Origin of the sequence: Pseudomonas shirazica (genome assembly GCF_015168335.1) — a bacterium.
Lineage (GTDB): Bacteria > Pseudomonadota > Gammaproteobacteria > Pseudomonadales > Pseudomonadaceae > Aquipseudomonas > Aquipseudomonas asiatica.
On record NZ_CP063456.1, the window covers coordinates 855,372 to 876,944 of the forward strand.

Sequence of the window (21,573 nt, forward strand, 5' to 3'; positions counted from 1 at the left end):
ACCCAATGGCGGAGGAATGGCCCGAGGACCTGGAGCCCACTGAGGTCACCTGGGGTGTCGTCTACAACAACCGTGGCTTCAGTTCTTCGCTGTCAAATTCGCAGCAGATCGTGGCTCAGCCTGGCTCCTACTGGAAATGCACCATGAATTTCGGCGTTCTGTATGAGGAGGACGAACGCGAACTGACCTCGCTGCTGGGCCGCCTGCACGGGATGTTCGGTACGGTGAACGTCCCATATCTCACCCGCACGCGCGCGGACAACATCGGCACGCCGACGGTGGCAGTCGCCAATGCCCAGGCCAGCGTCATGCAACTGCAAGGCATGCTGGCCAGCCGGCCGGTATTCAGTCGCGGCGATCTCATCACCATCAGCGGGGAGATGTTCGAGGTGGTGGAGCATGCCTCCTCCGACGCCGCTGGAAAAGCCGTGATTGCGGTGAACAAGCGCATCCGCAAGCTGATTCCGGTCGGCAGTGCGGTGGAGTACAAGAATCCCTACTGCGAGATGCGCCGCATGGATGACACCAACGAATGGACCACCCAGCCGGTGGTTTCGAACTCGACTCTGCAATTTCGAGAGGCATTCTGATGGCTACCGGTGTTTTTCCGTTCAGCCAGACAGTCGTCGACATCATCGCCAAGGGCAACTTCATGGCGGTATACGCCTGCCAGCTGGATTTCCCCGATGGGATGGTCTTCGCGCATACCGGTACCGGCGACCTGGTGATCGATGGCATCACCTATCAGGGCGTCGGCAGCTTCGGGGAGGTCGGCCAGTCGCAGGAGAGCAGCAACTCGGGTTCGCCCATGTCGGTGGACCTGACGCTCAACGGCCTGGACGCCCAGATCATCACTGAAACCTCGCTGAAGGGGTGCCGGGGGCGCAACGGCAAGCTGATGTTCGTGGTGTTCGACCAGGACGGCAGCTATGCCGCCGATATCCTGTTCAGCGGTCGCATGGACGCCGCCAAGTTTTCCTATGCGGGCAACGGCGAGGAGGGCAACAGCATCACGGTTCCCCTCATCGACCGCATGGCCGAGTGGAACCGGACCGGTACCGAGCGCTGGACCGACGAGAATCACCGGGCTCGCCGGCAGGACGACCGCTTCTTCTTCGCCATCGCCCAAATCGCCGACTGGCCCATCTACTGGGGCGCCTCCAAGGACGCACCGAAGTTCACCTACGAGACATAGCCATGCGAAAGCGCGATTGGACGACACAGCTTGCCAACACGATCAAGGCCGCCACCGAGCGGCCTTTTTCATGGGGCGAATTTGACTGCTGCCTGTTTGCAGCCGACTGCGCCGTGGCGGCGTGTGGTGTCGATCCTGCCGAAGCCTACCGGGGCCGGTACTCATCCGAGGCTGGCGCCAAGCGCTTGCTGAAGACAATGCACGGCTCCCTGGAGGGCGCCTGGGATGCCTGCTTTGCCCGCATCCAGCCTGGCTTGATCCAGCGGGGCGACATCGCCCTGTACGACGGCCCCAATGGCCGGGGCGTGGCGGTGTTCTGGGCGGATGAGTTCTGGTCGGTATCCCCCGACGGGGTGGGCCGCATCGAGTGTGAACCGTTGACGGTGTGGAGAGTTGAATGAGTTCAGCAGTCAAGAAGGTTGCCCAGGTTGCCGTCGGCGCCGCGATCGGCTTCGTCCAGGGCGGGCCGTGGGGCGCCTTGGCGGGTGCTGCGCTGGCGTTCTACGTCTCGTCGCAGCAGGACAAGCTCGATACCGGCTCGCTGCGCACCAGTGAGCCCTCCAGCCAGACCCTGCGCTCGTCCAAGGCGGCTGCTCGGTACGTGCTGGGCCGGGTGAGTACTGGTGGCGTTCTCGCTTGGGGGCAGGAGCAGGCCGGCGACCAGACTGACGGCGAATGGTTGCATATGGTCTACGTGCTGTCGGAGGGGGAGATCGATGGCTTGGAAGACATCTTCCTAGGGGAGGAGGTCGTTCAGGCTTACGGTGAGCACGCCTCCTATGAACTGGTCACCAACCCGACCCAGGTGAATGCCTTCCTGAAAGCCAACAGCCCGGACTGGCGCGACACCCAGATTGGCCGAGGCCTGTCTTTCGTCCGGCTGTCGTTCAAGTACAGCGCCGAGAAGTATCCCTCTGGCATTCCGGATGTGCGCTTCGTACTTCGCGGGCGCCGGGATATCTACGATCCTCGGACCGGGACCTCCGGTTACAGCGAAAACACCGCACTTCACATCCTCTGGTTCCTGCGCAACCGGTGCGGCGTGCCGGATGATGAGATCGTGTTCGCGAGTTTCGCCAACAGTGCCAGCGTGTGCGATGAGATGCTGGCCAACGCAGATGGCAGTACCTCGGCCCGATACCGCTCAGGCTGTGTCATCGGCGCCGATGAGTCGCGCACCCAGGTGATGCAGAAGCTGGAGGCGGCGTGCGGTGGCAAGCTGATCCGTGTCGGCGGCCGCTGGATGCTGCAGGTCGGGGCCTACTACGGCCCGTATGACTTCGAGATCACTGAGGACATGGTGATCGGCACCGTCACCGGCAGCACCGAGCCGACCAACGACTCGGCGATCAATACCGTGCGTGGTACTTTCGTGGACCCGGCGCAGGCCTGGGCCGAGACGGACTATCCGGAGGTATCGGTGAGTGAGTGGGTGGTGGCCGACGGCGGTGAGGCGGCAGAAACACTGTCGTTCTCCTACGTGAGCAACCCCTACCAGGCCCAGCGCCTGGCCAACATCGAACTGCGCCGCCGGCGTGCAGGCGGAACCTTGTCGATCCCCATGAACTTCATGGGCTACAACTGCCGCCCTGGCCGCTCGGTGAAGGTCAACCTGCCATCCCTGAATATCGTGGGCGAGTTCATCGTCACCGACTGGTCGATGAGCGCCGACAGTGGCTGCAACGTCTCGGTTGCCCAGAACGAACCGGCAATCTTCGACGACGCCGTAGGCCAGCCATACAATCCGATCGGCTTCATCAAGCTGCCGGCCGGCGGCCTGGGCAGTCCTACCGGACTCGCCTGGTCGACCGAGGACATTGCCGAGTCGGTACAGGGTACCCTGTCGTGGGCGGCGCCCTACGGCGTGGTCACGGGCTACGCCATTACAATTCGCCAAGGCGCGACCGCAGTCCAGGCCCAGCAGGTACCGGCTACGGCGCTCAAGCTGCCACTGTCGGGCCTGCCGTCTGGTAGTTACACCATGAGTGTGGCCGCTCTCGGTCCGCTGACCCGCTCCGGCGAGGCGAGCATCACGGTGAGCATCGACGGCCCGCCTATTCCAGAGTCGTGCGTGGTGCAGGCGACCATCGACACCATCACTCTGATCCCGGGCAACACACTGCATGGACTGAATGGAGGAACCTACGAGTACTTCTTCTCGACGAATCCGCAGGCAACCGAGGGTCAGTACCTGGGCCAAGGCCTGTCCCTGACCCACACCGGCCTGGCATTTGCCACCAATTATGCCTACTTCGTTCGCTCGAAGAATGCCTACGGGGTGAGCGCCTTCCTGAAAGTGGTGGCCTCTACATCGACTGATGTCGAGAACATGCTCGATGCGCTGAAGGACAAGATCGAGGGCGGCCAGTTGGCGCCCGCGCTGCGGGAAGAGATCGAACTGATTTCCGGTCCGCCGAGCACTCCTGGCTCGGTCAATGCGCGCATTCAGGACCTGGGCGAGCAGGTCGCCGAGGCTCAGCAGGACCTGCAGCAGCAAATTGACACGATCGCCGATCTGGCTGACTCGATGCCCTACAAGCCCGACCAGGCCTACACCGCTGGCCAGGGCGTGCTGGGCGAGGACGGCAAGCTATACCAGGCCAAGGTCGACGTGCCGGCCGGTAATCCGCCACCGAACGCCACCTTCTGGACCGATATCGGCCAGGCAGTGCAGACGGCCAATGGTCTGGCAGCACGCGTGACTACGGTAGAAACGAAGGTAACTGAACAGGACGGCAAGCTCGCTGCGGAGTCGACGCGCATTGATGGCGTGCAATCGAGCCTCGCTACCACCAACCAGAACGTCAATGCTGCCCAGCAGGCCGCCCAGGACGCGGCGACTTTGGCCGGTGGCAAAGGCAAGGTGATCGTGCAATCGGCTGCCCCGGCTGCTGCTGACCGCCTGGCGCAAAACCTGTGGATTGACACCACGGGCAACGCCAATACGCCGAAGCGCTGGAACGGCAGCGCCTGGTCGGCCGTGACGGACAAAGTGGCGACGGATGCTGCCGCCGCAGCGGCCAATGCGCTGTCGGTAGCACAGACCAAGGCGGACGCGACGGTCGTCGACAGCCTGTCTTCGAAGGTGAACCAGCAAGGTGACACTCTCACCTCACAGGGGCAGGCGCTCACTGGTGTGCAGAACAGCCTGACCACGACGAACCAGAACGTCACGGCTGCTCAGCAAGCGGCGCAAGCAGCCTCCGACGCCGCTGGGGCCAAGGGCAAGGTGTTGTATCAGTCGACCGCGCCGGCAGTGGCGGACCGTCTGGCCCAGAACCTCTGGATCGACACGACTAGCAATGCCAACACGCCCAAGCGCTGGAATGGCACGGCCTGGGTTGCCGTCACTGACAAGGTGGCAACCGACGCTGCTGCGGCTGCCCAGTTAGCTTTGGCCCAGGTCGCCACCAAGGCCGAGGCCTCGGCCCTGCAATCGCTGGACACCGAGGTCAAGAGCCATGGCGCCACCCTGACCAGCCAGGGCGCCGCGCTGACCCAGATCAGCAACCAGATCGGCAACGTCGGCGGGGACAACCTCCTGGCCAACTCCTCGTTCGAGGAACTGGCAACGGCGAGCCGTGCCAAGTACTGGAACGTTGGTGCCACCGCCACCGGCACGGTTACATCGATGGTGGATTCGCCTCTGGCGCAAAGCACCAAGGCCCAGCGCGTGGAGCATCCCGCTCTGCCTGCTGGCGGCTACGTCGATCTGGCGTACGGCGGCGACAACGTCTCAAGGCCGAAAGCCCGGCCAGGGGCCCAGTACGCACTGAGCGTGTTCGCCCGCGGCACTCCAGGCGTGGCGTTCCGGCAGTACCTGCAATTCAGGGATGCAGCCGGCGCTGTGCTGAGTGCCCCTGTGGCGATGCACACCCTGACTGCCGACTATGGGCGCTTCGTGTTGCTTGCCACAGCCCCTGCGGACACTGTGTCGGTGACCGTGTGGGCTGGCCGGATGTTGAACGGTGGGTCGACCACCATCTCAGCTTGGTCCGAGATGGACAACGTTCAGTTCCAGGAAGGTGCAGTGGCTACCGCCTATGCCCCCTCAACAGAGCAGTCTGCAGCAGTCCAGGCCGCAGCAACACAAGCCCTGCAAAACAGGGTCGAGCAAACCGAGGCGGGCCTGTCATCTCAGGGCGCAGCGATCACCAGCCTCGACAATAGCCTGACGACCACCAACCAGAACGTCACCGCCGCTCAGCAGGCCGCCCAGGCGGCAGCGACGGCCGCCGGTGCAAAGGGGGAGGTGATCTATGGTGCAGCCGCTCCGGCTGCCGACAAGCGTTTGGCACAAAACCTGTGGATCGACACCACGGGTAATGCCAACACGCCCAAGCGGTGGAACGGCTCGGCCTGGGTGGCGGTGACCGACAAGGTTGCCACGGACGCCGCTGCAGCGGCTGCCAGCGCGCTGACGCAGGTGGCCACCAAGGCCGAGGCCTCGGTGGTGCAGGCGCTGTCGACGACGGTTGGCCAGCAGGGCACAACCCTGACGAGTCAGGGCCAGTCCATCACCGAGCTGCGCAACACCATTGGTGGTATCGGTGCCGGCGGCCTCGATGCGGCACCAGGTGCAACGTGGCAGTTCGATACCAGCGTGGAGGGCTGGAGTGCGACGAACGCCACGCTCACCGCCGGTACCGGCAGCATGACGATTACAGCAACGGCAAACGACCCGAACCTGGTCAGCCCGATTGTCAGCATCAATGGCGCGCTCTACAGCCGGATCAAGGTGAAGATCACCCGGCGGGCCGGGGCGTCTACTGACTGGGACAGTTCGCTGTTCTATCAGACGGCTGGCCATGGCTTCTCTGGCAGCTACATCGCCAGAGCGGCGAACCCGAACATTGCGGTCGGGGAGAGTGCGATCGTCGAATGGGACATGGCCAACCTGTTTGCCGGCGGTAATGACTGGGTCACCAGCACCATTACTCGCCTGCGGATCGACATCGGCGCGCTGTCTGGCGGTGCGTTCGAGATCGACTGGATAGCGGTCGGCCGGTTGGGCCCCGGTGCTTCAGCTGCTGCACTGCAGCAGGTCAGCACGAATGTGACCCAGCAAGGCGAACAGCTGACGGCCCAAGCCAGCCGCCTGGACGGGCTGTATGTCCAAGTGAATCCGGAAATGGAAGGTGACAGCTCCGGTCTGGCTGGCGCCACGGGTGGCCTGGTGGGTGTCTGGACTGAGCAGTCGGCCCGGGTCGAGGACGGCATTGCGATGGGGCGCCAGGTCGAAACCGTCCAAGCGCAGATGGGCCAGACCAATGCCTCTGTACAGCAGGTCAGCGAGGTCATGGCTGACATCAATGGCAGGGTGTCGGCTCAAACCACGCTGAAGGTCGAGACAAACCAGGGCGGCCGCAAGGTCGTCTCGGGTATCGCGATCGGCAGCAATGGGGAGGAGGGCGAGATCCTGCTGATGGCCCAGCGGCTGGCGGTCATCGACAGCCTGAACGGGCAGACGATCCTGCCGTTCGTGGTCGAAGGCGGGCAGATCTTCATCAACCAGGCGGTGATCAATACCGCGTTCATCCAGCAAATTGTGGCCGGTATGACCATTCGATCTGCTGCGCTGAACGCCCAGGGCCTACCGCTACTGGAGATCAACTTTGCAGCGGGTACGTTCACGCTGAGGGGGCAGGATGCCAACGGTTCGACTCTGCTCAACAACGGAGGCCTCTATGTGTATGACGCAAATGGCATCGAGCGTACGGCAGTGGGGAGGCTTACCTGATGGCTGACCTATATGGGCTCCGGACGCGGGATGCGTCCGGGGTTACCACCCTCGACACCACCATCACCTCGGTGCGGTCGCTGAAAATGATACAGGTCGCTGGCAACGGAGCGTTCGATCAGTACATCTCCATTCCCGAGATCCAGGCGCAGTCGTTCGTGGTCGTGGATGCACTGTATGACGGAGGAGAAAACACAAGCAGCCCCCAAGCTTGGTACTCGACGGGGCAGCTGCAACTGCGGCAACCCTATACCCAGACCTGGCAGGTGATGATTCTGTCGATGGGTGGCGAGCCGTTCGCTGCTCCTGGTTCTTATGGCATCCGCGCTTCGAACAACAACATTCGAACGCAGATCGATTCAATCAATCAGGTGCTAACGGTTCGTTACAACGGCAGGTTCAACATAGGCTTCCAAGGACCTGGTAGCAAGAACCAGATTCAATGGGCAGATGTGAACTTTGCTGCGCCGATCACCACATATGAACGACCCATGGTCTTTCTGAATGCCGATGACTACATGATGGTCGGTAACTTTTCGGTGAAAGGTAGCCCGGGGAACTGGACCGGCTTCAGGCTGAAAGCCTGGAACAACCAAAGCGGACATGGGGAGGCTGCCCTGTATCCGATGATGATCAACTGGTTCTGCGCGAGTTACAGGGTGCCGGATGCAGCTCCGGGGCAATACGGGGCCTCAGTCCGGGACGCCGTGGGCAACCGGACCTTTGTCACCACCGCCAACCTGGCGCTGCTGAATGGCCAGCCGGCATCCAACTCCTTTGTTGTGGCGGGCGACCCTTTGACAGGAGGCGCGTGGTATGCGCCCAGCAATCAGATGCCTTGGACCGGTAGTTATCAAGACTATGTTCTAGCAAATGCATTGTTTTCTGTAACCAACATTGGACAAACAACCCAACCATTTCGCGCCAATTTTGGCGGTTTTCTGCCTGGAAACCGATCTGTGTTGCAGATGTATTGCGACAACGGATCGGGGATCAATCCGCTCACAGCCAACGGGCGAACGCTGTTCGCTTCTAGGCCGATGAAGCCGCTTTAAGGAATCTATATGGCAAAGCAAGTAATCAATCTCGGTGCCTCGCCAACTGGTACAGGTGGTGATGATCGCCGTTCAGCCTGGGTAAAGGCTAAAGCGAACTTCACGGAGCTGTACAACTGGATCGCCAACTTGTCTCAAGGCGATGACGTTGCCACCGCATTGCCGGCCGCGCTGCCAGTGGCAAAGGGGGGCACGGGCGCGACAACACAAGCCGCTGCACGTACCGCGCTCCAGCTGGGAACGGCAGCGACGCTTAACGTTGGCTTAGCCAGCGGAAACGTATTGCAGCACGGAGCATTTGGGCTTGGTTCAACTGCCGTCCCGATCGCGGCAAGCATGAACGTCTACCCAGCCGGTTTCTATTCGATCCAAGACCCAGACACGCAGTACGCGGCAAGCACTGGCGTCACCAGCGGATCGATGATTTGCATGGGTTTCCCCTTCCAAACCACTTATGGCTCTCAACTCTGGATGGGCTTCAACGGCAAGATTGGGTTCCGCTCTGGAAACTACGCCAGCGCGGCGTTCAACACGATCTACCACACCGGCAATACAACCCGCGCCGCTGACGGCACCCTGAAGGCGATCTGACCATGGCAAGAGCAGCACTCAACATTCTGGGCGACGGCTCAGTGCTCGATATCACATCGCTCGGCATGGCCGACATCACCGTCGATCATCCGGGGCCAGGTCAATACCTGGTATCCGGCACCCTCGGCATGTGTCCGCCGCCAGAGGGCTGGGGGTATGTGATCAACCAGATGGATGCAGGTGCATCGGTGGCTACTTCGTATGCCGACGGTGTGCTTCTGGTAAGCGTGGCCAAGGAGGGCGAGCCGGCCGACCTGCTGCACAGCATAACCCTGCATGTGTCAGTGGAAGACCTGCCTGCCGTCGAGCTTCCCGAGGTTCCGACACCTGGGCCGGTGGATCCTCTGGTGTTGGTGCAGGCAGAGATTGCCAGGCTGCGGGCCATCGCTGACTCCGCAGTTACCCCCTTACAGGACGCCGTAGACCTGGAAGAGGCAACTGCTGAAGAGGCTGCCCTGCTGAAGGAGTGGAAGCGGTACCGCGTTGCGCTCAATCGCCTGCCAGAGCAGGAAGGCTACCCCACAGACATCAGCTGGCCCGCGCTGCCGGCCTGATACATACCGAACCCATCGACCGCCGCCTGGCGGTTTTTTTTGCTTGGAGAAAACCTATGCCTTTCATCGTCATCGACCGTACCAACGCCCTGGGCCCGCTGCGCACTGTGGAGTACGCCACAGAAGCTGAGGCTGATGCAGCGGCACGCGAGCTGCTGAACGCTCAGCCTGGTAACGAAGTCCTCACCGCCCAGCTGATCAAGCGCTACTCCGCTCAGGTCAGCGTGACCGTTCAGGAGGCTGAAGCGCTGCCTGTCGAGGAGCCTGCCCAATGAGCACTCCCCGCGGTGTACGCAACAACAACCCCGGCAATATCGACTTCAACCCGCGCAATGCATGGCAGGGCCAGCTGGGCATGGAGGAGGGCGTGGCCAAACCGCGCTTCGCCAGGTTCGACCAGGCCGAGAATGGTATTCGTGCCCTGGGCAAGCTGCTGCTGAACTACCGGGGCAAGGATGGTATGCCCGGGGTTGGTCGCCCAGGCATCGACACCCCGCTGGAATTCATCAGCCGCTGGGCGCCGTCCAGCGAGAACAATACCCAGGCCTACGCCCAGGCCATCGCCAAGCGCCTGGGTGTTGGCGTGCGTGACTCTATCGACATCTCCAGGCCGCAGGTGCTGCGCGAGGCCGTGGTCGGCATCATCGTCCACGAGAACGGCGGCAACCCGTACAAGGCAGAGGTGATCGACGAAGGCATTCGGCGGGCGCTGGCATGACCAGGCTGGGTGCGGTACCAGCCTGGTGCTGGTGGCTGATCGCTCTGGTGCTGGTCGCTGGCGGGCAGCAGTACCGAGTTGTGCTTGCCGATGGAGAAGCCACAGAGGCACGCAAGGAACTGTCCGACTACCGCCTGGAGGTTTCCGAGCGGGACCGGCGCGCAGCCGCTCAGGCAAGAACCGAAGAACAGCGCCGCCAAACCGTGGCGGACGAGGAGGGCGAGAGTGCACGGAAGAAACTGGAACTGGCCCAAGGCCGCGCCGCTGCTGCTGAGCATGCTGCTGGTGGGCTGCGCGGGGAAATCGCCAGATTGCGGGATGGCCACCGAGCCACCTGCGATACCATCGCTGCCCAGCAGCGCCAGACAGGGGCCTCTGCCGTCGTGGTGCTCGGGGGATTGCTTGAAGAGTCTGACCGAATGGCGGGCAGCTGCGCAGCAGCGCTTGAGAGAAGCCGAATAGCTGGCCTGGCTTGCGAGGCTGTGGTTGAACGGATGAAGTGGCCGTAGATGACCCGCAGAAAAAACGAAGCCCCGGATGCTGGCGTCCGGGGCTTCTAGCTATCTTGGTCCCTATGAGTGGAAAGCTAGCGTGGCCAGATAATATCAGCCTGATGCCTTAGAGTCACCAGCAGACCCCGTTCTACATACTCCCAACCGGTCCTATACTCAGCCCATCAATGGACAGGGCATCGCATTTTGGACAAGCGCACCTTCATAGGGATGGTTGAGGCCGGCGAGCCGCTCATTCAGCAGGCCATCGACGCCATGCGGGAGTATCACCAGGCCCAGGATCGCGGCGCGCCAGCGGAGGAGATCGAGCGCTTGCGTGTACTGGCTGAGTCGCTGTTCCAGGTTGTGTCCGATTACCAGTTCATGGTGCTGGGCTATCAAACCCCTACGCGCAACTGACGATGCTGCGCGTAGGGCGGGGAAGATCGGCTTTCAGTCCCAGAGCTTGATTGTCGTGTCGTTTTCTTCATCAACCATAACCGAGAGGCGGTTGAGGAAATAGTCTGCAGTCAAGCAAAGTTCATTCTTGGTTTGGGTGGTTGCAATCCACGATCCGTCTGTGTCGGGCGCAAAGTAGATTTCTACGATGTCTAACCCCTTAGTTTTGACGACGTAATCGCCACCTTTCACCTGCGGGTCGAAGCGAATGGTCTTACCGAGGAACTGAACGATTAAACTGGCGTACCGTTTGTCCATCTCTTTGCTGACATCTTGCCACTCAACCGTTAGCTCTGGAACTCCCTGAGCCGCGTCCTCCAGCATGCTATAAAGCTTGGGCAGCTGGTCAGCAAAGCGCGAGCGCTGGGCTTCCTGTCTCGTCTCCTCACTAGCTTTTGCTGTTGTCCTAGCGTGCATTTTTGCTAGCAAATCTTCCTTAGCGCCCATCGTATTCATCCTGCTGGTTGGTGATGCTGAAATGCTATCTCATCGCCGAGCCATACACGAGTGCAACGTGCTGGGGGAATTATGGGGGAATAGATCCCCCGAATGGTGTGGAGTGTTGTTGCGTCACGCTTTGTTTAAGTTGCTGATTTTATTGATTTTTATGGTAGTTACTCAAAAAAATATGAGGCCTAAAACGGATTCGAAATCCGTTGTACTGGCAACAGTACCTAGGGTTCAAATCCCTATCTCTCCGCCATACACGAAGTAAACAAAGCCCCCGAAAACGTTAAAGTTTTCGGGGGCTTTGTCGTTTCTGGCCATTGGGTTAGGGCAAATTCAGGGCAGAAATTGAACATGCGAGGCCGTGTCCGGCACAGCTTTCGGCAAAGAGCACCGGCGTTGCTCGAACGTGTGGCTTGGTTACTCAATGGCAAACACCATACCGGCCAGAGGCGCGTTTAAGGCCGCCGCAATGCCCGCTGCGCCCCCGGCAAGTATCGAACCCCACTTGCGTGATAGAAGTGGATCGCCAGTCAGGCTTTCTAGGTCGTCGAACTTGCTTTGGTCATGGCAGATGCTTTACGGATGCTGTATGCACCCCAGGCCAGGCCAAGCAATGCTGCAATCACCGATGCCGAAAGCACGCCAAGTTTCGCCGCCCCCAGCGCGCCAGGATCGACGAAGGCGAGATTGGCAATGAAGATCGACATGGTGAAACCGATGCCGGCCAGCAGCCCGACCAAGGTGATGCTGCGCCAGCTCACCTCGGCGGGAAGCGCGCACCAGCCCAAGCGGACCATCAGCCAACTGACGCTGACGATGCCCAAGGGTTTGCCAACTACCAGAGCGACAGCGACGGCGATCATCACCCACTGCGGGGCCTCGGCTGACAAATCGACACCCGAAAGATTTACCCCGGCATTGGCCAAGGCAAACACCGGCATGATGCCGAAGGCTACCCAAGGGTGCAGGGTGCCTTGCATGCGCACCACTGGCGGCACCAGTTCGCGCTGGGCCAGGCGCAGGCGCTTCAACGGGTCCATGAGGTCGCTGGCATCGCGCTCGGGCGCCCTGGCGCGTCCCAGCAGCTCTCCGGTGAATCGGCTGATTGCATCCAGTGGTCGCTCGCGCATCGGCATTGCGACCACTGGCGTCATCAGGCCCAGCACAACGCCTGCGAGGGTGGGGTGGGCTCCGGTCAACAGGATGCCCAGCCAGGTGACAAAGCCGGGAATGATGTACGCGTAGGCCGAACCAACTCCGATCTTCTGCAGCCCGATCACCATCAGCAGGCCGATCAGCGCAACCCCGAAACCGCTGTAATCGAGGCCGCCCGAGTAGAAGAACGCGATGATCAGTACTGCGATGATGTCATCGATGATGGCCAGGGCCAGCAGAAACACGCGGACGTTGGACGGGATCGACTTGCCGAGCAGCGCCAGGACACCTACCGCAAAGGCGATATCCGTAGCCGTCGGTACGGCCCAGCCTTGTTGTTCCGCCGCAGCGTGACCAAAACCCAGGTAGAAGAGCGCGGGTACGGCTACACCGCCAATGGCGGCTGCCATGGGCAGCATGGCCTGCCGAAGGCTGGACAGTGCGCCCTCGTGGATCTCGCGACGGATCTCCATGCCCACGACAAGGAAGAAGATGGTCATCAAGCCATCATTGATCCAGAAATGCAGCGACTGTGAATAGATCAGCGAACCCACGCCGATCGTCAACGGTGTGTGCCAAAGGGCGTCGTAGCTTTCGGCAGCCGGGGAGTTGGCCCAGATAAGCGCAGCAATAGCTGCAACCAGTAGAACGATGCCGCTGACCGCTTCAATGTGCAGAAAGCGTTCAAGGTTGGCGAAGGCACGCTCGGCCAATTCCTGGGCGCGAGACAATTCCTTTTTTTGCATAGGCGCAAGTACTCCCGCATGGCGGCCCGACCTGCGCTGTTCTTTAACCTGCCCCACTGCACCGTGCAGCTGGCACCCGTTCGGTAGTCTACCGAACAACCGCTACTCAAGGCTATGACGTGACCGTGAATGAGCGCGAAGATGGGCGGGTAACCTCTGGCCTAGAATCGCCAGAAAGCTGGAGAGACGAGTACCAGTACGGTCAGGATTTCGAGCCGTCCAAGCAGCATGCCGACAGTCAGCAGCCATTTGGCAGCGTCCGATAACGAGGCGAAATTACCTGCAGGACCGATAAGCGTTCCCAGCCCCGGGCCGACGTTGCACACGGCGGTAGCGGCCCCGCTCAATGCCGTTGTCCAGTCGAGCCCTAGCAGCGAGAGGCCAAGGGCGATGACCGCGATGGTGACTGAGAAGAAGAACGAAAACGTCAGCAGTGAGCGCACGATCTCTTCATCGATCGGGTGCCCATTGTATTTCTTCGAGATTGTTGCCCTTGGATGGATCAACTGTTTCAGGCTGCTGACAAGCAAGGCCGCGGCCACCTGGAAACGGAATATCTTCAGGCCTCCAGCGGTAGACCCCGAGCAGCCACCGACGAACGTCAGGTAAAAGAACAGCATGATGGCGAAGCTGCCCCAGAGCGTGTAGTCGCCCACGGCAATGCCCGTGGTGGTCACCACGGAGGTGACGTTGACCGCCACGATACGGAACGCATCCCACCATGACAGATCGCTGTGCAAGCAGAGCCAGGTTCCGACCGTGAGCCAGATGAAGACGAGAAAGCCAATGAAACCGCGGACTTGATGGTCATCGAGCAGGATGCGCCGATGGCCACGCAGCGTGGCCACATACAGGGTGAAAGGGAGGCTGCCGAGGATCATGATGACAACGGCTACCCAATGCACCGCAGGCTGCACCCAGTGGCCCAGCGAGGCATCGGAGGTAGGGAAACCACCGGTTGAAATCAGTGCCATCGAATGATTGATGGCTTCGAACGGGGTCATGCCGGCAGCCCACAACGCCCATGTTCCCAAGACTGTCAGGCCCACATAGATGATCAGGATCATCTTGGCCGCAACATGCGAGCGGGGTGTCACTTTGTCTGACCAATCCGAAGATTCGGTCTGGAACAGGCGCATGCCACCTACGCGCAGCAGGGGCAGGATCGCGACAGCCATGCCGATAAAGCCGATGCCTCCCAGCCAGTGCAGCAAAGACCGCCAGACAAGCAACCCGGGCGATGCATTGTCCAGCCCGGTTAGTACCGTCGAGCCGGTGGTGGTGATCCCTGACATGGTTTCGAAGAACGCGTCCGTGTAACTGATGTGCCGGATGAACACCATCGGCAAGGCCGCAAATGCGCAAACGATGACCCAGCTTGCCGTTGTGAGCAGGTACATGTCCCTGGCGCGCAGTTGCGGTGCGCCGGGAGCGCCTCGGGCCACCATGACCAGGCCTGCGCAGAGCACGATAAGGCTTGACCAGACGAAAGCGCCGAGATCATCGCTGCGGTCGTACAGCAGCAGTGTCAGCATCGGGATTACCATGCTGACGGCCAAGGTGATCAGGAATACACCAATAATGAAGGCTATGAAGCGCAACGCTGGAAGCGGCATTAGTTGAGCTCGTGCGGACAATGCCGGCAGTATTGCCTGCCGTACAGCAATGTCGAGTAAAAAGCCGTAATGTCTTAGGACAGTTCATACAGAGCCACTCGATTGTTGCACAGGTGCAACTAGCCAGTGCACCTTGCTGCTTGGATCCAATGCCAGGGTTCTGTATCATCCCGCCGCCATCAGACGATGGCCGAAGATGATTCATTTAAAGGACTTAGTATGAAAAAGCTGTTCAAGGCTACTGTAGCCGTTGCTGTCGTTTCGGGTGTTGCCCTGCTGTCGGGTTGCACTGGCCAGGTTTACAACCAGCCAAAAAACTGCACCTACGACTACCTGTTCCACCCTTCGGTTTCCATCTCCAAGATCATCGGTGGCTGCGGCCCGATCGATAAACTGCCTCAGCAGCAGTAATCTTGGCGGTACCCTGATCGCGACGCTTGCGGCGTGATCCAAGGCCCCCGGTCATGTACATGGCCGGGGGTTTTTGTTTGTGGGCTCTTCAGATGAAGGTCTTGCCAGAAGGCCCGGCTCGCGGATACCAGTGCATTGAACGCTGCCTGGGCTCAGGCCCAGATATCACCGATGGTAAAGCCTTCGGGGAACGGGTCGTCGTGGTCGAGCACGAAGGTGTTCAGGCCGTAGATCCAGCTTTTGCCGGTGATGGTTGGTACCACGGCCTCGTTGCCGCCGATGCTGGTTTCATCGATCAGGCGGCCGGTGTAGATGTTGCCGAGCAGGCCCTGATGGCGGAAGTCCTGGAGCAATGGCAGCTCACCCTTGGCGTGCAGGGTGGCCATCTTCGCCGAGGTGCCGGTACCGCACGGGGAGCGGTCCAGCGCCCCGGTCCAGGTGGCCGGGTCGTCCCACGAGAACTCGCCGCAGGTCATGGTCACCGCGTTCTTCCAGTCGGCGTTGGGGTCTTCGCTGGGGCCGGACAGCTGCGAGATGGTGATGCCGATGCCGGGGTAGTCGGGGTGTGCCACCGGCAGTTGCTCGATAGCCGCCTGGCGGATCATCGACGATACCCGGGCGATTTCGGCGCCGTGCTGCGGGATCAGTTGCAGGCCTTTGAACTGGCGCACGTCGGCGATTACATAGAACATGCCGCCCCAGCCCACGTCCACGCGCACCTTGCCCAGGTGCGGTACGTCGATTTCGGCATCCAAGTGTGCGGCGAACGCCGGTACGTTCTGGAAGGTGACGGCCTTGACCTTGCCGCCCTCGCATCGGGCCTTGATACGGATCAGCCCGGCCGGGGCCTCCAGCACCAGCTCGGTGAGCGGCTCCTGCATCGGCAGCATGCCCATCTCCAAAAGCACGGTGGCCACCGAGATGGTATTGCTGCCGGACATCACCGGGTACTCGATCTGCTCCATGATGATGTAGCCGGCGTCGGCCTCGGGGTGGCTTGGCGGGACGATGATGTTGCAGCAGTGCGCCGGATAGCCGCGCGGTTCACGCAGCATCAGCTTGCGCAACTGATCGTCGTTGGTTTCGAGCCATTTCATCTTGGCGTGTACGCTGTCACCGGGGATGTGCGGTACGCCGCCTGTGATGACGCGCATGGGGATGCCGGCGTGGGTGTCGACGGCGTGGATGGTGCGTTTGAATGACATATGGGCGGCCCTGTTCTGATCGGATTGAGGCGGGGTCTGGGGCGCAGGATAAAGCGGTGGGGCGGGGCTGTAAGTCGAATAAATCCGATCGGGTGACCGGTTTTTTGAATGGCATTTGCGCAGGCCTGTGCCGGCCCTTTCGCGGGCAAGCCCGCTCCCACACGGGCGCACAGGCCTGAGACAACCCGCCACCTTGACTCCCGGGCCGGCAATTTGTTTGTGCTGGCATTTAAGTTACAATCGGAAAAACGATTCAGCCTTGTCGGTCAATTCGACAAAAGGCCGAGTCGTTTTCTGGTTCTCTGGCTGCTGAACAATGATCAACAACAAGCCTGCGCTGCAGAACATGCTTTACCTGGGCCAGCCACAGGCCCGCCCTCTGTTCTCCTGACTGGAATCGATCAATGTTCAAGAAAGCTGGCAAGACCTTGCTGGGTCTGGCTGTCGCTGCAAGCGTCATGCAAGCGCACGCCGCAGAAACCAAGAAAGTAGATGTGCTGCTGGTCGGCGGCGGCATCATGAGCTCGACCCTGGCCGTGTGGCTGCACGAGCTGGAGCCAAGCTGGTCGATGGAAATGGTCGAACGCCTGGATGGCGTGGCCGAAGAAAGCTCCAACGGCTGGAACAACGCCGGTACCGGCCACTCCGCGCTGGCCGAGCTGAACTACACCCCGGAAGACAAGGACGGCAACGTCAACATCGCCAAGGCCATCGAAATCAACGAGGCCTTCCAGATCTCCCGCCAGTTCTGGTCGTGGCAGGTCCGCCAGGGCGTGCTGAAGAACCCGCACTCGTTCATCAACACCACTCCGCACATGAGCTTCGTGTGGGGCGATGACAACATCAAGTTCCTGAAAAAGCGTTATGACGCGCTGCAGGCCAGCCCGCTGTTCCGCCCGATGCAGTACTCCGAGGACCACGCGCAGATCGCCAAGTGGGTCCCGCTGATGATGGAAGGTCGCGACCCGAACCAGAAGCTGGCCGTGACCTGGACGCCAATCGGTACGGACGTCAACTTCGGCGAGATCACCCGCCAGTTCGTCGGCCACCTGAAAACCCAGGAAAACTTCGACCTGAAGCTGTCCAGCGAAGTGCAGGACATCACCCGCAACAAGGACGGCTCGTGGCACGTTGAGTACAAGAACCTGAAGGACGGTAGCGAATCGGCTACCGACGCCAAGTTCCTGTTCATCGGTGCTGGTGGCGGCGCGCTGAAGCTGCTGCAGAAGTCGGGCATTCCTGAAGCCAAGGAATACGCAGGCTTCCCGGTGGGCGGCTCGTTCCTGGTGACCGAGAACCCGACCGTGGCCATGCAGCACATGGCCAAGGCCTACGGCATCGCCTCGACCGGTGCGCCACCCATGTCGGTTCCGCACCTGGACACCCGCGTGCTGGATGGCAAGCGCGTGATCCTGTTTGGCCCATTTGCCACCTTCTCGACCAAGTTCCTGAAGAACGGCTCGTACCTGGACCTGCTGAGCAGCACCACCACCCACAACGTGTGGCCGATGACCAAGGTCGGCATCGATCAGTACCCGCTGGTGGAATACCTCGCTGGCCAGTTGATGCTGTCTGACGACGACCGCTTCGAAGCCCTGCGTACCTACTTCCCGAACGCCAAGAAGGAAGACTGGCGCTTGTGGCAGGCCGGCCAGCGCGTGCAGATCATCAAGCGTGATGCCGAGAAGGGTGGCGTGCTGAAGCTGGGCACCGAGGTGGTCGCTTCGCAAGACCGCACCATTGCCGGCCTGCTGGGTGCATCGCCAGGTGCTTCGACTGCTGCACCGATCATGCTGAACGTGCTGGAAACCGTGTTCAAGGAGAAGGTCGCTACCCCAGAGTGGCAGGCCAAGATCAAGCAGATCGTGCCAAGCTACGGCACCAAGCTGAACGACTCGGCGGCGGCCACCCAGAAAGAGTGGAACTACACCGCTGAAGTGCTGCAGCTGGAGAAACCACCGGTGATCGACGAGAGCGTCGGCACTACGGTTGCACCTAGCCAGCCGGTTGAAAGCAAGCCTGAGAATGACATGGCACTGTAATCGGCCATTGTTGTGACAGAAGCCACGGGGGAGACCTCGTGGCTTTTTTGTTTCCTGTGTCCGGCCCCTTCGCAGCACAAGGCTGCTCCTACAGGCACGGCGCCGTAGCTGTAGGAGCAGCCTTGTGCTGCGAAGGGGCCAGCTCAGGAAACCACTGATCGGAAACCCAGCTCAGCCCCAATAAAAACATATTTTGATGCTTAAATTAATCTTGTCAGTCGATCCCCTCCAGGAGGGTGCCGTCATGAACATCAAGATTGCCGCCTTACTGCTGCTAGCCCTGTGCGCCCAGCCGGCATGGAGCCAAAGCTACTCCTACTCCAGCGAAACCCCTGCCGCCAAACCTGCCGAATCTGCTGCAATGACCACACGCATGGCCCTGCGCGACCTGTGGGTCGAGCACATCTTCTGGGTGCGCAACTATGCCGTGGCCAATCAAGCCGGCAATGCCAAGGAGGCCGAAGTCGCTGCCAAGGAAGTGGTCACCGACGCCACCAGGATCGCCAACAGTATTGCCCCGCTGTACGGCCAGCCTGCCGCCGATCAGTTGCTGAAGCTGCTGGCCGGCCACTGGGGCGCCATAAAGCACTACAGCGACGCCACCGTGGCCAAGGACAAAAAAGGCCAGCAAGCCGCGGTCAACGAGCTGAACAGCAATGCCAAGGCCATCGCCGCGTTTCTGGCCAAGGCCAACCCGAACCTGCCCGAGCCGACCCTGCTGACGCTGCTCAGCGCCCACGGTGGGCACCACGTGGCCCAGATCGACCAGTTGGCGGCCGCTGACTACGTAGGCGAGGCGCGCACCTGGGCGATGATGCGCGAGCATATCCTGACCCTTTCCGACGCTCTGGCTGCGGCGTTGGTCAAGCAGTTCCCGGACAAATTCTGATGCTCGAAGGCCTGGGCCGTACCCAACAGGACCTGCTCCATGCGTTGCTGCTCCAGCCGGCCGGCATGAGCATCGACGACCTGGCGCAGGCCCTGACAATCACCCGCACGGCGGTGCGCCAGCACCTGGCAGCGCTGGAGCGCGACGGCCTGGTCAAGCGTGGCGCTACCCGGCCCACCGGGCGACGCCCGGAGCAGCTGCACGAGCTGACCGAACAGGCCCGCGAACTGTTCCCGCGGCAGTACCCGTTGCTGGCCAACCTGCTGATTGCGGAAGTGGCCGGCTTGCTGGGGCAGGAGGCGTTGCTGGCGCTGATGCGCCAGCTGGGGCGCAAGCTGGCGGCGGACCTGGAGCACCAAGTGGTGGATGAGGCACGCATCGTCGAGCACATGAACAATGCCGGGTACGAGGCACAGGTGTTCTTCCGCTCGGGGGGCGAGCCGCAGATCGTTGCGCACAATTGCGTGTTCCATCACCTGGCCAAGGCGCACCCGGTGGTGTGCGAGCTGGACCTGGCGCTGATCGGGGCCTTGGGTGGGGCCGAGGTGAGCCATGAGGAGTGCATGCTCAGGGGAGGGCAGGTATGCCGGTTTGCCCTGGGCAAGAAAGAAGATTGATTTTGCCTGTTCTGGCCCTTTCGCGGGTAAACCCGCTCCCACAGAGATCGCACAGGTCTTGAAGACAGTGATTATCCTGTAGGAGCGGGTTTACCCGCGAAGAGGCCGGCACAGGAAAATCACTGTTGCCGCAGAATGCAGTCCAGCAGCCCGGGAAACCGCTCCCCCAGCATCTCGCTACGCAACGAATTCATGTGGGTAGTCCCCACATTGCGGGTATGCACCAACCCCGCATCACGCAGCACGCGAAAATGGTGGGACATGCTCGACTTCGGCCGGCCGCCGTCCAGCTCGCCACAGCTGGCTTCGGCCACGCCCGCCAGGTGGCGCACGATACCCAGGCGCACCGGGTCGCTCAGGGCATAGAGCAGGCGTTCCAGGGTGAGGTCTTCAGAATTGGGATGTTGATAGGCTCGCATGGTCGTCATGATAACGGGGCTATCATTAATTGCCATAGTTCGATTATGATCGAACTATCGTAATCAGATAGCCCGGGAGCTTGCCCATGTCCGCTTTGTTCGAACCGTATACCCTCAAGGACGTCACCCTGCGCAACCGCATTGCCATTCCACCGATGTGCCAATACATGGCCGAGGACGGCATGATCAACGACTGGCACCACGTGCATCTGGCCGGCCTGGCCCGTGGCGGTGCCGGCCTGCTGGTGGTCGAGGCCACTGCCGTGGCACCGGAAGGGCGCATCACCCCCGGTTGCGCCGGCATCTGGAGCGATGCCCACGCCCAGGCTTTCGTGCCGGTGGTGCAGGCAATCAAGGCCGCCGGTTCCGTGCCAGGTATCCAGATTGCCCACGCCGGGCGCAAGGCCAGCGCCAACCGCCCGTGGGAAGGTGACGACCACATTGCCGCCGACGACGCCCGCGGCTGGGAAACCATTGCCCCGTCCGCCATCGCCTTCGGCGCGCACCTGCCACAAGTGCCGCGCGAGATGACCCTGGACGACATTGCCCGGGTCAAACAGGACTTCGTCGATGCCGCCCGCCGTGCGCGCGATGCCGGTTTCGAGTGGATCGAGCTGCACTTTGCCCATGGTTACCTGGGCCAGAGTTTCTTCTCCGAGCACTCCAACAAGCGTACCGACGCCTACGGTGGCAGCTTCGACAACCGCAGCCGCTTCCTGCTGGAAACCCTGGCAGCGGTACGTGAGGTATGGCCAGAGAACCTGCCCCTGACCGCGCGTTTTGGTGTGCTGGAGTACGACGGCCGGGATGAGCAGACGCTGGAAGAGTCGATCGAACTGGCGCGCCGTTTCAAGGCTGGCGGCCTCGACCTGCTGAGCGTGAGTGTCGGCTTCACCATTCCCGACACCAATATCCCGTGGGGCCCGGCGTTCATGGGGCCGATTGCCGAGCGCGTGCGCCGTGAGGCGAAGCTGCCGGTGACCTCGGCGTGGGGTTTTGGTACGCCGCAACTGGCGGAAGCAGCGCTGCAAGCCAATCAGCTGGACCTGGTATCGGTAGGGCGTGCGCACCTGGCAGACCCGCACTGGGCTTACTTTGCGGCCAAGGAGTTGGGGGTGGAGAAAGCCTCCTGGACCTTGCCTGCACCGTATGCGCACTGGCTCGAGCGTTATCGCTGAGTGATACCGGGGCTGCTGCGCAGCCCTTTCGCGACACAAGGC

At 61.3% G+C, this 21,573-nt stretch carries 21 protein-coding genes and 1 pseudogene; 16 read left to right on the forward strand and 6 right to left on the reverse strand.

What is annotated here, in order from left to right:
* Positions 1-5: 5 nt before the first annotated feature.
* The 11 genes from IMX18_RS04000 (at position 6) to IMX18_RS04050 (ending at position 10,764) form a co-directional block, all read left to right on the forward strand.
* On the forward strand, positions 6-590 hold the full coding sequence (locus IMX18_RS04000) for a hypothetical protein (RefSeq protein WP_217191011.1): 585 nt from the start codon (positions 6-8) through the stop codon (positions 588-590).
* Positions 590-1,195, forward strand: a complete 606-nt coding sequence (locus IMX18_RS04005) for a hypothetical protein (RefSeq protein WP_135002682.1) — start codon at positions 590-592, stop codon at positions 1,193-1,195. Before IMX18_RS04000 ends, IMX18_RS04005 begins: the two co-directional genes overlap by 1 nt.
* A gap of 2 nt (positions 1,196-1,197) precedes the next feature.
* A complete protein-coding gene (locus tag IMX18_RS04010; RefSeq protein WP_217191014.1) occupies positions 1,198-1,596 on the forward strand; it encodes a DUF6950 family protein in 399 nt (132 codons plus the stop codon).
* Positions 1,593-6,935 carry a phage tail tip fiber protein gene (locus IMX18_RS28345; protein ID WP_425355269.1) on the forward strand — a complete coding sequence of 1,781 codons (5,343 nt, stop codon included), beginning with the start codon at positions 1,593-1,595 and terminating at the stop codon, positions 6,933-6,935. The genes IMX18_RS04010 and IMX18_RS28345 overlap by 4 nt, the downstream gene beginning before the upstream one ends.
* Positions 6,935-7,990, forward strand: a complete 1,056-nt coding sequence (locus IMX18_RS04020; protein WP_217191359.1) for a hypothetical protein — start codon at positions 6,935-6,937, stop codon at positions 7,988-7,990. Before IMX18_RS28345 ends, IMX18_RS04020 begins: the two co-directional genes overlap by 1 nt.
* Positions 7,991-7,999: 9 nt before the next feature.
* Complete coding sequence (locus IMX18_RS04025; RefSeq protein ID WP_217191361.1) at positions 8,000-8,581, forward strand: hypothetical protein; 582 nt, start codon at positions 8,000-8,002, stop codon at positions 8,579-8,581.
* A 2-nt stretch (positions 8,582-8,583) separates the two neighbouring features.
* Positions 8,584-9,135 carry a tail fiber assembly protein gene (locus IMX18_RS04030; RefSeq protein ID WP_217191363.1) on the forward strand — a complete coding sequence of 184 codons (552 nt, stop codon included), beginning with the start codon at positions 8,584-8,586 and terminating at the stop codon, positions 9,133-9,135.
* 56 nt (positions 9,136-9,191) lie between these two features.
* Positions 9,192-9,410 (forward strand): hypothetical protein, encoded by a 219-nt coding sequence (locus tag IMX18_RS04035; protein ID WP_217191366.1) that lies wholly within the window; start codon positions 9,192-9,194, stop codon positions 9,408-9,410.
* Entirely contained in the window at positions 9,407-9,853 is a 447-nt protein-coding gene (locus IMX18_RS04040) for a structural protein P5 (protein WP_217191368.1), read from the forward strand. The genes IMX18_RS04035 and IMX18_RS04040 overlap by 4 nt, the downstream gene beginning before the upstream one ends.
* Complete coding sequence (locus IMX18_RS04045) at positions 9,850-10,362, forward strand: DUF2514 family protein (protein WP_217191254.1); 513 nt, start codon at positions 9,850-9,852, stop codon at positions 10,360-10,362. Before IMX18_RS04040 ends, IMX18_RS04045 begins: the two co-directional genes overlap by 4 nt.
* A 189-nt stretch (positions 10,363-10,551) precedes the next feature.
* Positions 10,552-10,764 (forward strand): hypothetical protein, encoded by a 213-nt coding sequence (locus IMX18_RS04050; RefSeq protein WP_217191253.1) that lies wholly within the window; start codon positions 10,552-10,554, stop codon positions 10,762-10,764.
* A 33-nt stretch (positions 10,765-10,797) separates the two neighbouring features.
* Here the strand turns inward: IMX18_RS04050 and IMX18_RS04055 are convergent, their stop codons facing one another.
* From IMX18_RS04055 to IMX18_RS04070, 4 genes and pseudogenes are all read right to left on the reverse strand, one after another.
* Positions 10,798-11,250, reverse strand: coding sequence for a hypothetical protein (locus tag IMX18_RS04055; RefSeq protein ID WP_217191251.1), 453 nt, complete (start codon positions 11,248-11,250; stop codon positions 10,798-10,800).
* A 423-nt stretch (positions 11,251-11,673) separates the two neighbouring features.
* Positions 11,674-11,754: pseudogene (locus IMX18_RS04060) on the reverse strand (chloride channel protein); the annotation flags it as partial.
* Between the two features lie 38 nt (positions 11,755-11,792).
* The gene (gene nhaA / locus IMX18_RS04065; protein ID WP_015271374.1) at positions 11,793-13,154 is read right to left on the reverse strand and encodes a Na+/H+ antiporter NhaA; all 1,362 of its coding nucleotides are present in this window, start codon (positions 13,152-13,154) and stop codon (positions 11,793-11,795) included.
* Positions 13,155-13,315: 161 nt separating this feature from the next.
* Positions 13,316-14,770: a TrkH family potassium uptake protein gene (locus IMX18_RS04070; RefSeq protein WP_217191249.1), complete on the reverse strand. Its 1,455-nt coding sequence runs from the start codon at positions 14,768-14,770 to the stop codon at positions 13,316-13,318.
* Between the two features lie 219 nt (positions 14,771-14,989).
* Between IMX18_RS04070 and IMX18_RS04075 the strand changes: the two genes are divergently transcribed.
* A complete protein-coding gene (locus IMX18_RS04075; protein WP_003254720.1) occupies positions 14,990-15,181 on the forward strand; it encodes a YhfL family protein in 192 nt (63 codons plus the stop codon).
* Positions 15,182-15,333: 152 nt separating this feature from the next.
* Here the strand turns inward: IMX18_RS04075 and IMX18_RS04080 are convergent, their stop codons facing one another.
* A complete protein-coding gene (locus IMX18_RS04080) occupies positions 15,334-16,386 on the reverse strand; it encodes a proline racemase family protein (protein ID WP_015271372.1) in 1,053 nt (350 codons plus the stop codon).
* 404 nt (positions 16,387-16,790) lie between these two features.
* Here IMX18_RS04080 and mqo point away from each other — a divergent pair, with 404 nt between their 5' ends.
* The 3 genes from mqo (at position 16,791) to IMX18_RS04095 (ending at position 19,934) form a co-directional block, all read left to right on the forward strand.
* Positions 16,791-18,428, forward strand: coding sequence for a malate dehydrogenase (quinone) (gene mqo / locus IMX18_RS04085; RefSeq protein WP_085721527.1), 1,638 nt, complete (start codon positions 16,791-16,793; stop codon positions 18,426-18,428).
* A 244-nt stretch (positions 18,429-18,672) separates the two neighbouring features.
* A complete protein-coding gene (locus IMX18_RS04090; protein ID WP_085721526.1) occupies positions 18,673-19,317 on the forward strand; it encodes a hypothetical protein in 645 nt (214 codons plus the stop codon).
* Positions 19,317-19,934 (forward strand): helix-turn-helix transcriptional regulator, encoded by a 618-nt coding sequence (locus tag IMX18_RS04095; RefSeq protein ID WP_054573752.1) that lies wholly within the window; start codon positions 19,317-19,319, stop codon positions 19,932-19,934. The genes IMX18_RS04090 and IMX18_RS04095 overlap by 1 nt, the downstream gene beginning before the upstream one ends.
* 119 nt (positions 19,935-20,053) lie before the next feature.
* On the opposite strand, the gene IMX18_RS04100 is transcribed toward IMX18_RS04095, so the two are convergent.
* Entirely contained in the window at positions 20,054-20,389 is a 336-nt protein-coding gene (locus IMX18_RS04100; protein WP_003259528.1) for an ArsR/SmtB family transcription factor, read from the reverse strand.
* 50 nt (positions 20,390-20,439) lie between these two features.
* Here IMX18_RS04100 and xenA point away from each other — a divergent pair, with 50 nt between their 5' ends.
* On the forward strand, positions 20,440-21,531 hold the full coding sequence (gene xenA, locus IMX18_RS04105) for a xenobiotic reductase XenA (RefSeq protein ID WP_015271369.1): 1,092 nt from the start codon (positions 20,440-20,442) through the stop codon (positions 21,529-21,531).
* The last annotated feature ends 42 nt before the right edge of the window (positions 21,532-21,573 follow it).

Coding starts and splice junctions, on each gene's coding strand:
- IMX18_RS04000 (WP_217191011.1), top strand. CDS start 6: ATGGCGGAGGAATGGCCCGAGGACCTGGAGCCCACTGAGGTCACCTGG.
- IMX18_RS04005 (WP_135002682.1), top strand. CDS start 590: ATGGCTACCGGTGTTTTTCCGTTCAGCCAGACAGTCGTCGACATCATC.
- IMX18_RS04010 (WP_217191014.1), top strand. CDS start 1,198: ATGCGAAAGCGCGATTGGACGACACAGCTTGCCAACACGATCAAGGCC.
- IMX18_RS28345 (WP_425355269.1), top strand. CDS start 1,593: ATGAGTTCAGCAGTCAAGAAGGTTGCCCAGGTTGCCGTCGGCGCCGCG.
- IMX18_RS04020 (WP_217191359.1), top strand. CDS start 6,935: ATGGCTGACCTATATGGGCTCCGGACGCGGGATGCGTCCGGGGTTACC.
- IMX18_RS04025 (WP_217191361.1), top strand. CDS start 8,000: ATGGCAAAGCAAGTAATCAATCTCGGTGCCTCGCCAACTGGTACAGGT.
- IMX18_RS04030 (WP_217191363.1), top strand. CDS start 8,584: ATGGCAAGAGCAGCACTCAACATTCTGGGCGACGGCTCAGTGCTCGAT.
- IMX18_RS04035 (WP_217191366.1), top strand. CDS start 9,192: ATGCCTTTCATCGTCATCGACCGTACCAACGCCCTGGGCCCGCTGCGC.
- IMX18_RS04040 (WP_217191368.1), top strand. CDS start 9,407: ATGAGCACTCCCCGCGGTGTACGCAACAACAACCCCGGCAATATCGAC.
- IMX18_RS04045 (WP_217191254.1), top strand. CDS start 9,850: ATGACCAGGCTGGGTGCGGTACCAGCCTGGTGCTGGTGGCTGATCGCT.
- IMX18_RS04055 (WP_217191251.1), bottom strand. CDS start 11,250: ATGGGCGCTAAGGAAGATTTGCTAGCAAAAATGCACGCTAGGACAACA.
- nhaA (WP_015271374.1), bottom strand. CDS start 13,154: ATGCAAAAAAAGGAATTGTCTCGCGCCCAGGAATTGGCCGAGCGTGCC.
- IMX18_RS04070 (WP_217191249.1), bottom strand. CDS start 14,770: ATGCCGCTTCCAGCGTTGCGCTTCATAGCCTTCATTATTGGTGTATTC.
- IMX18_RS04075 (WP_003254720.1), top strand. CDS start 14,990: ATGAAAAAGCTGTTCAAGGCTACTGTAGCCGTTGCTGTCGTTTCGGGT.
- IMX18_RS04080 (WP_015271372.1), bottom strand. CDS start 16,386: ATGTCATTCAAACGCACCATCCACGCCGTCGACACCCACGCCGGCATC.
- mqo (WP_085721527.1), top strand. CDS start 16,791: ATGTTCAAGAAAGCTGGCAAGACCTTGCTGGGTCTGGCTGTCGCTGCA.
- IMX18_RS04090 (WP_085721526.1), top strand. CDS start 18,673: ATGAACATCAAGATTGCCGCCTTACTGCTGCTAGCCCTGTGCGCCCAG.
- IMX18_RS04095 (WP_054573752.1), top strand. CDS start 19,317: ATGCTCGAAGGCCTGGGCCGTACCCAACAGGACCTGCTCCATGCGTTG.
- IMX18_RS04100 (WP_003259528.1), bottom strand. CDS start 20,389: ATGGCAATTAATGATAGCCCCGTTATCATGACGACCATGCGAGCCTAT.
- xenA (WP_015271369.1), top strand. CDS start 20,440: ATGTCCGCTTTGTTCGAACCGTATACCCTCAAGGACGTCACCCTGCGC.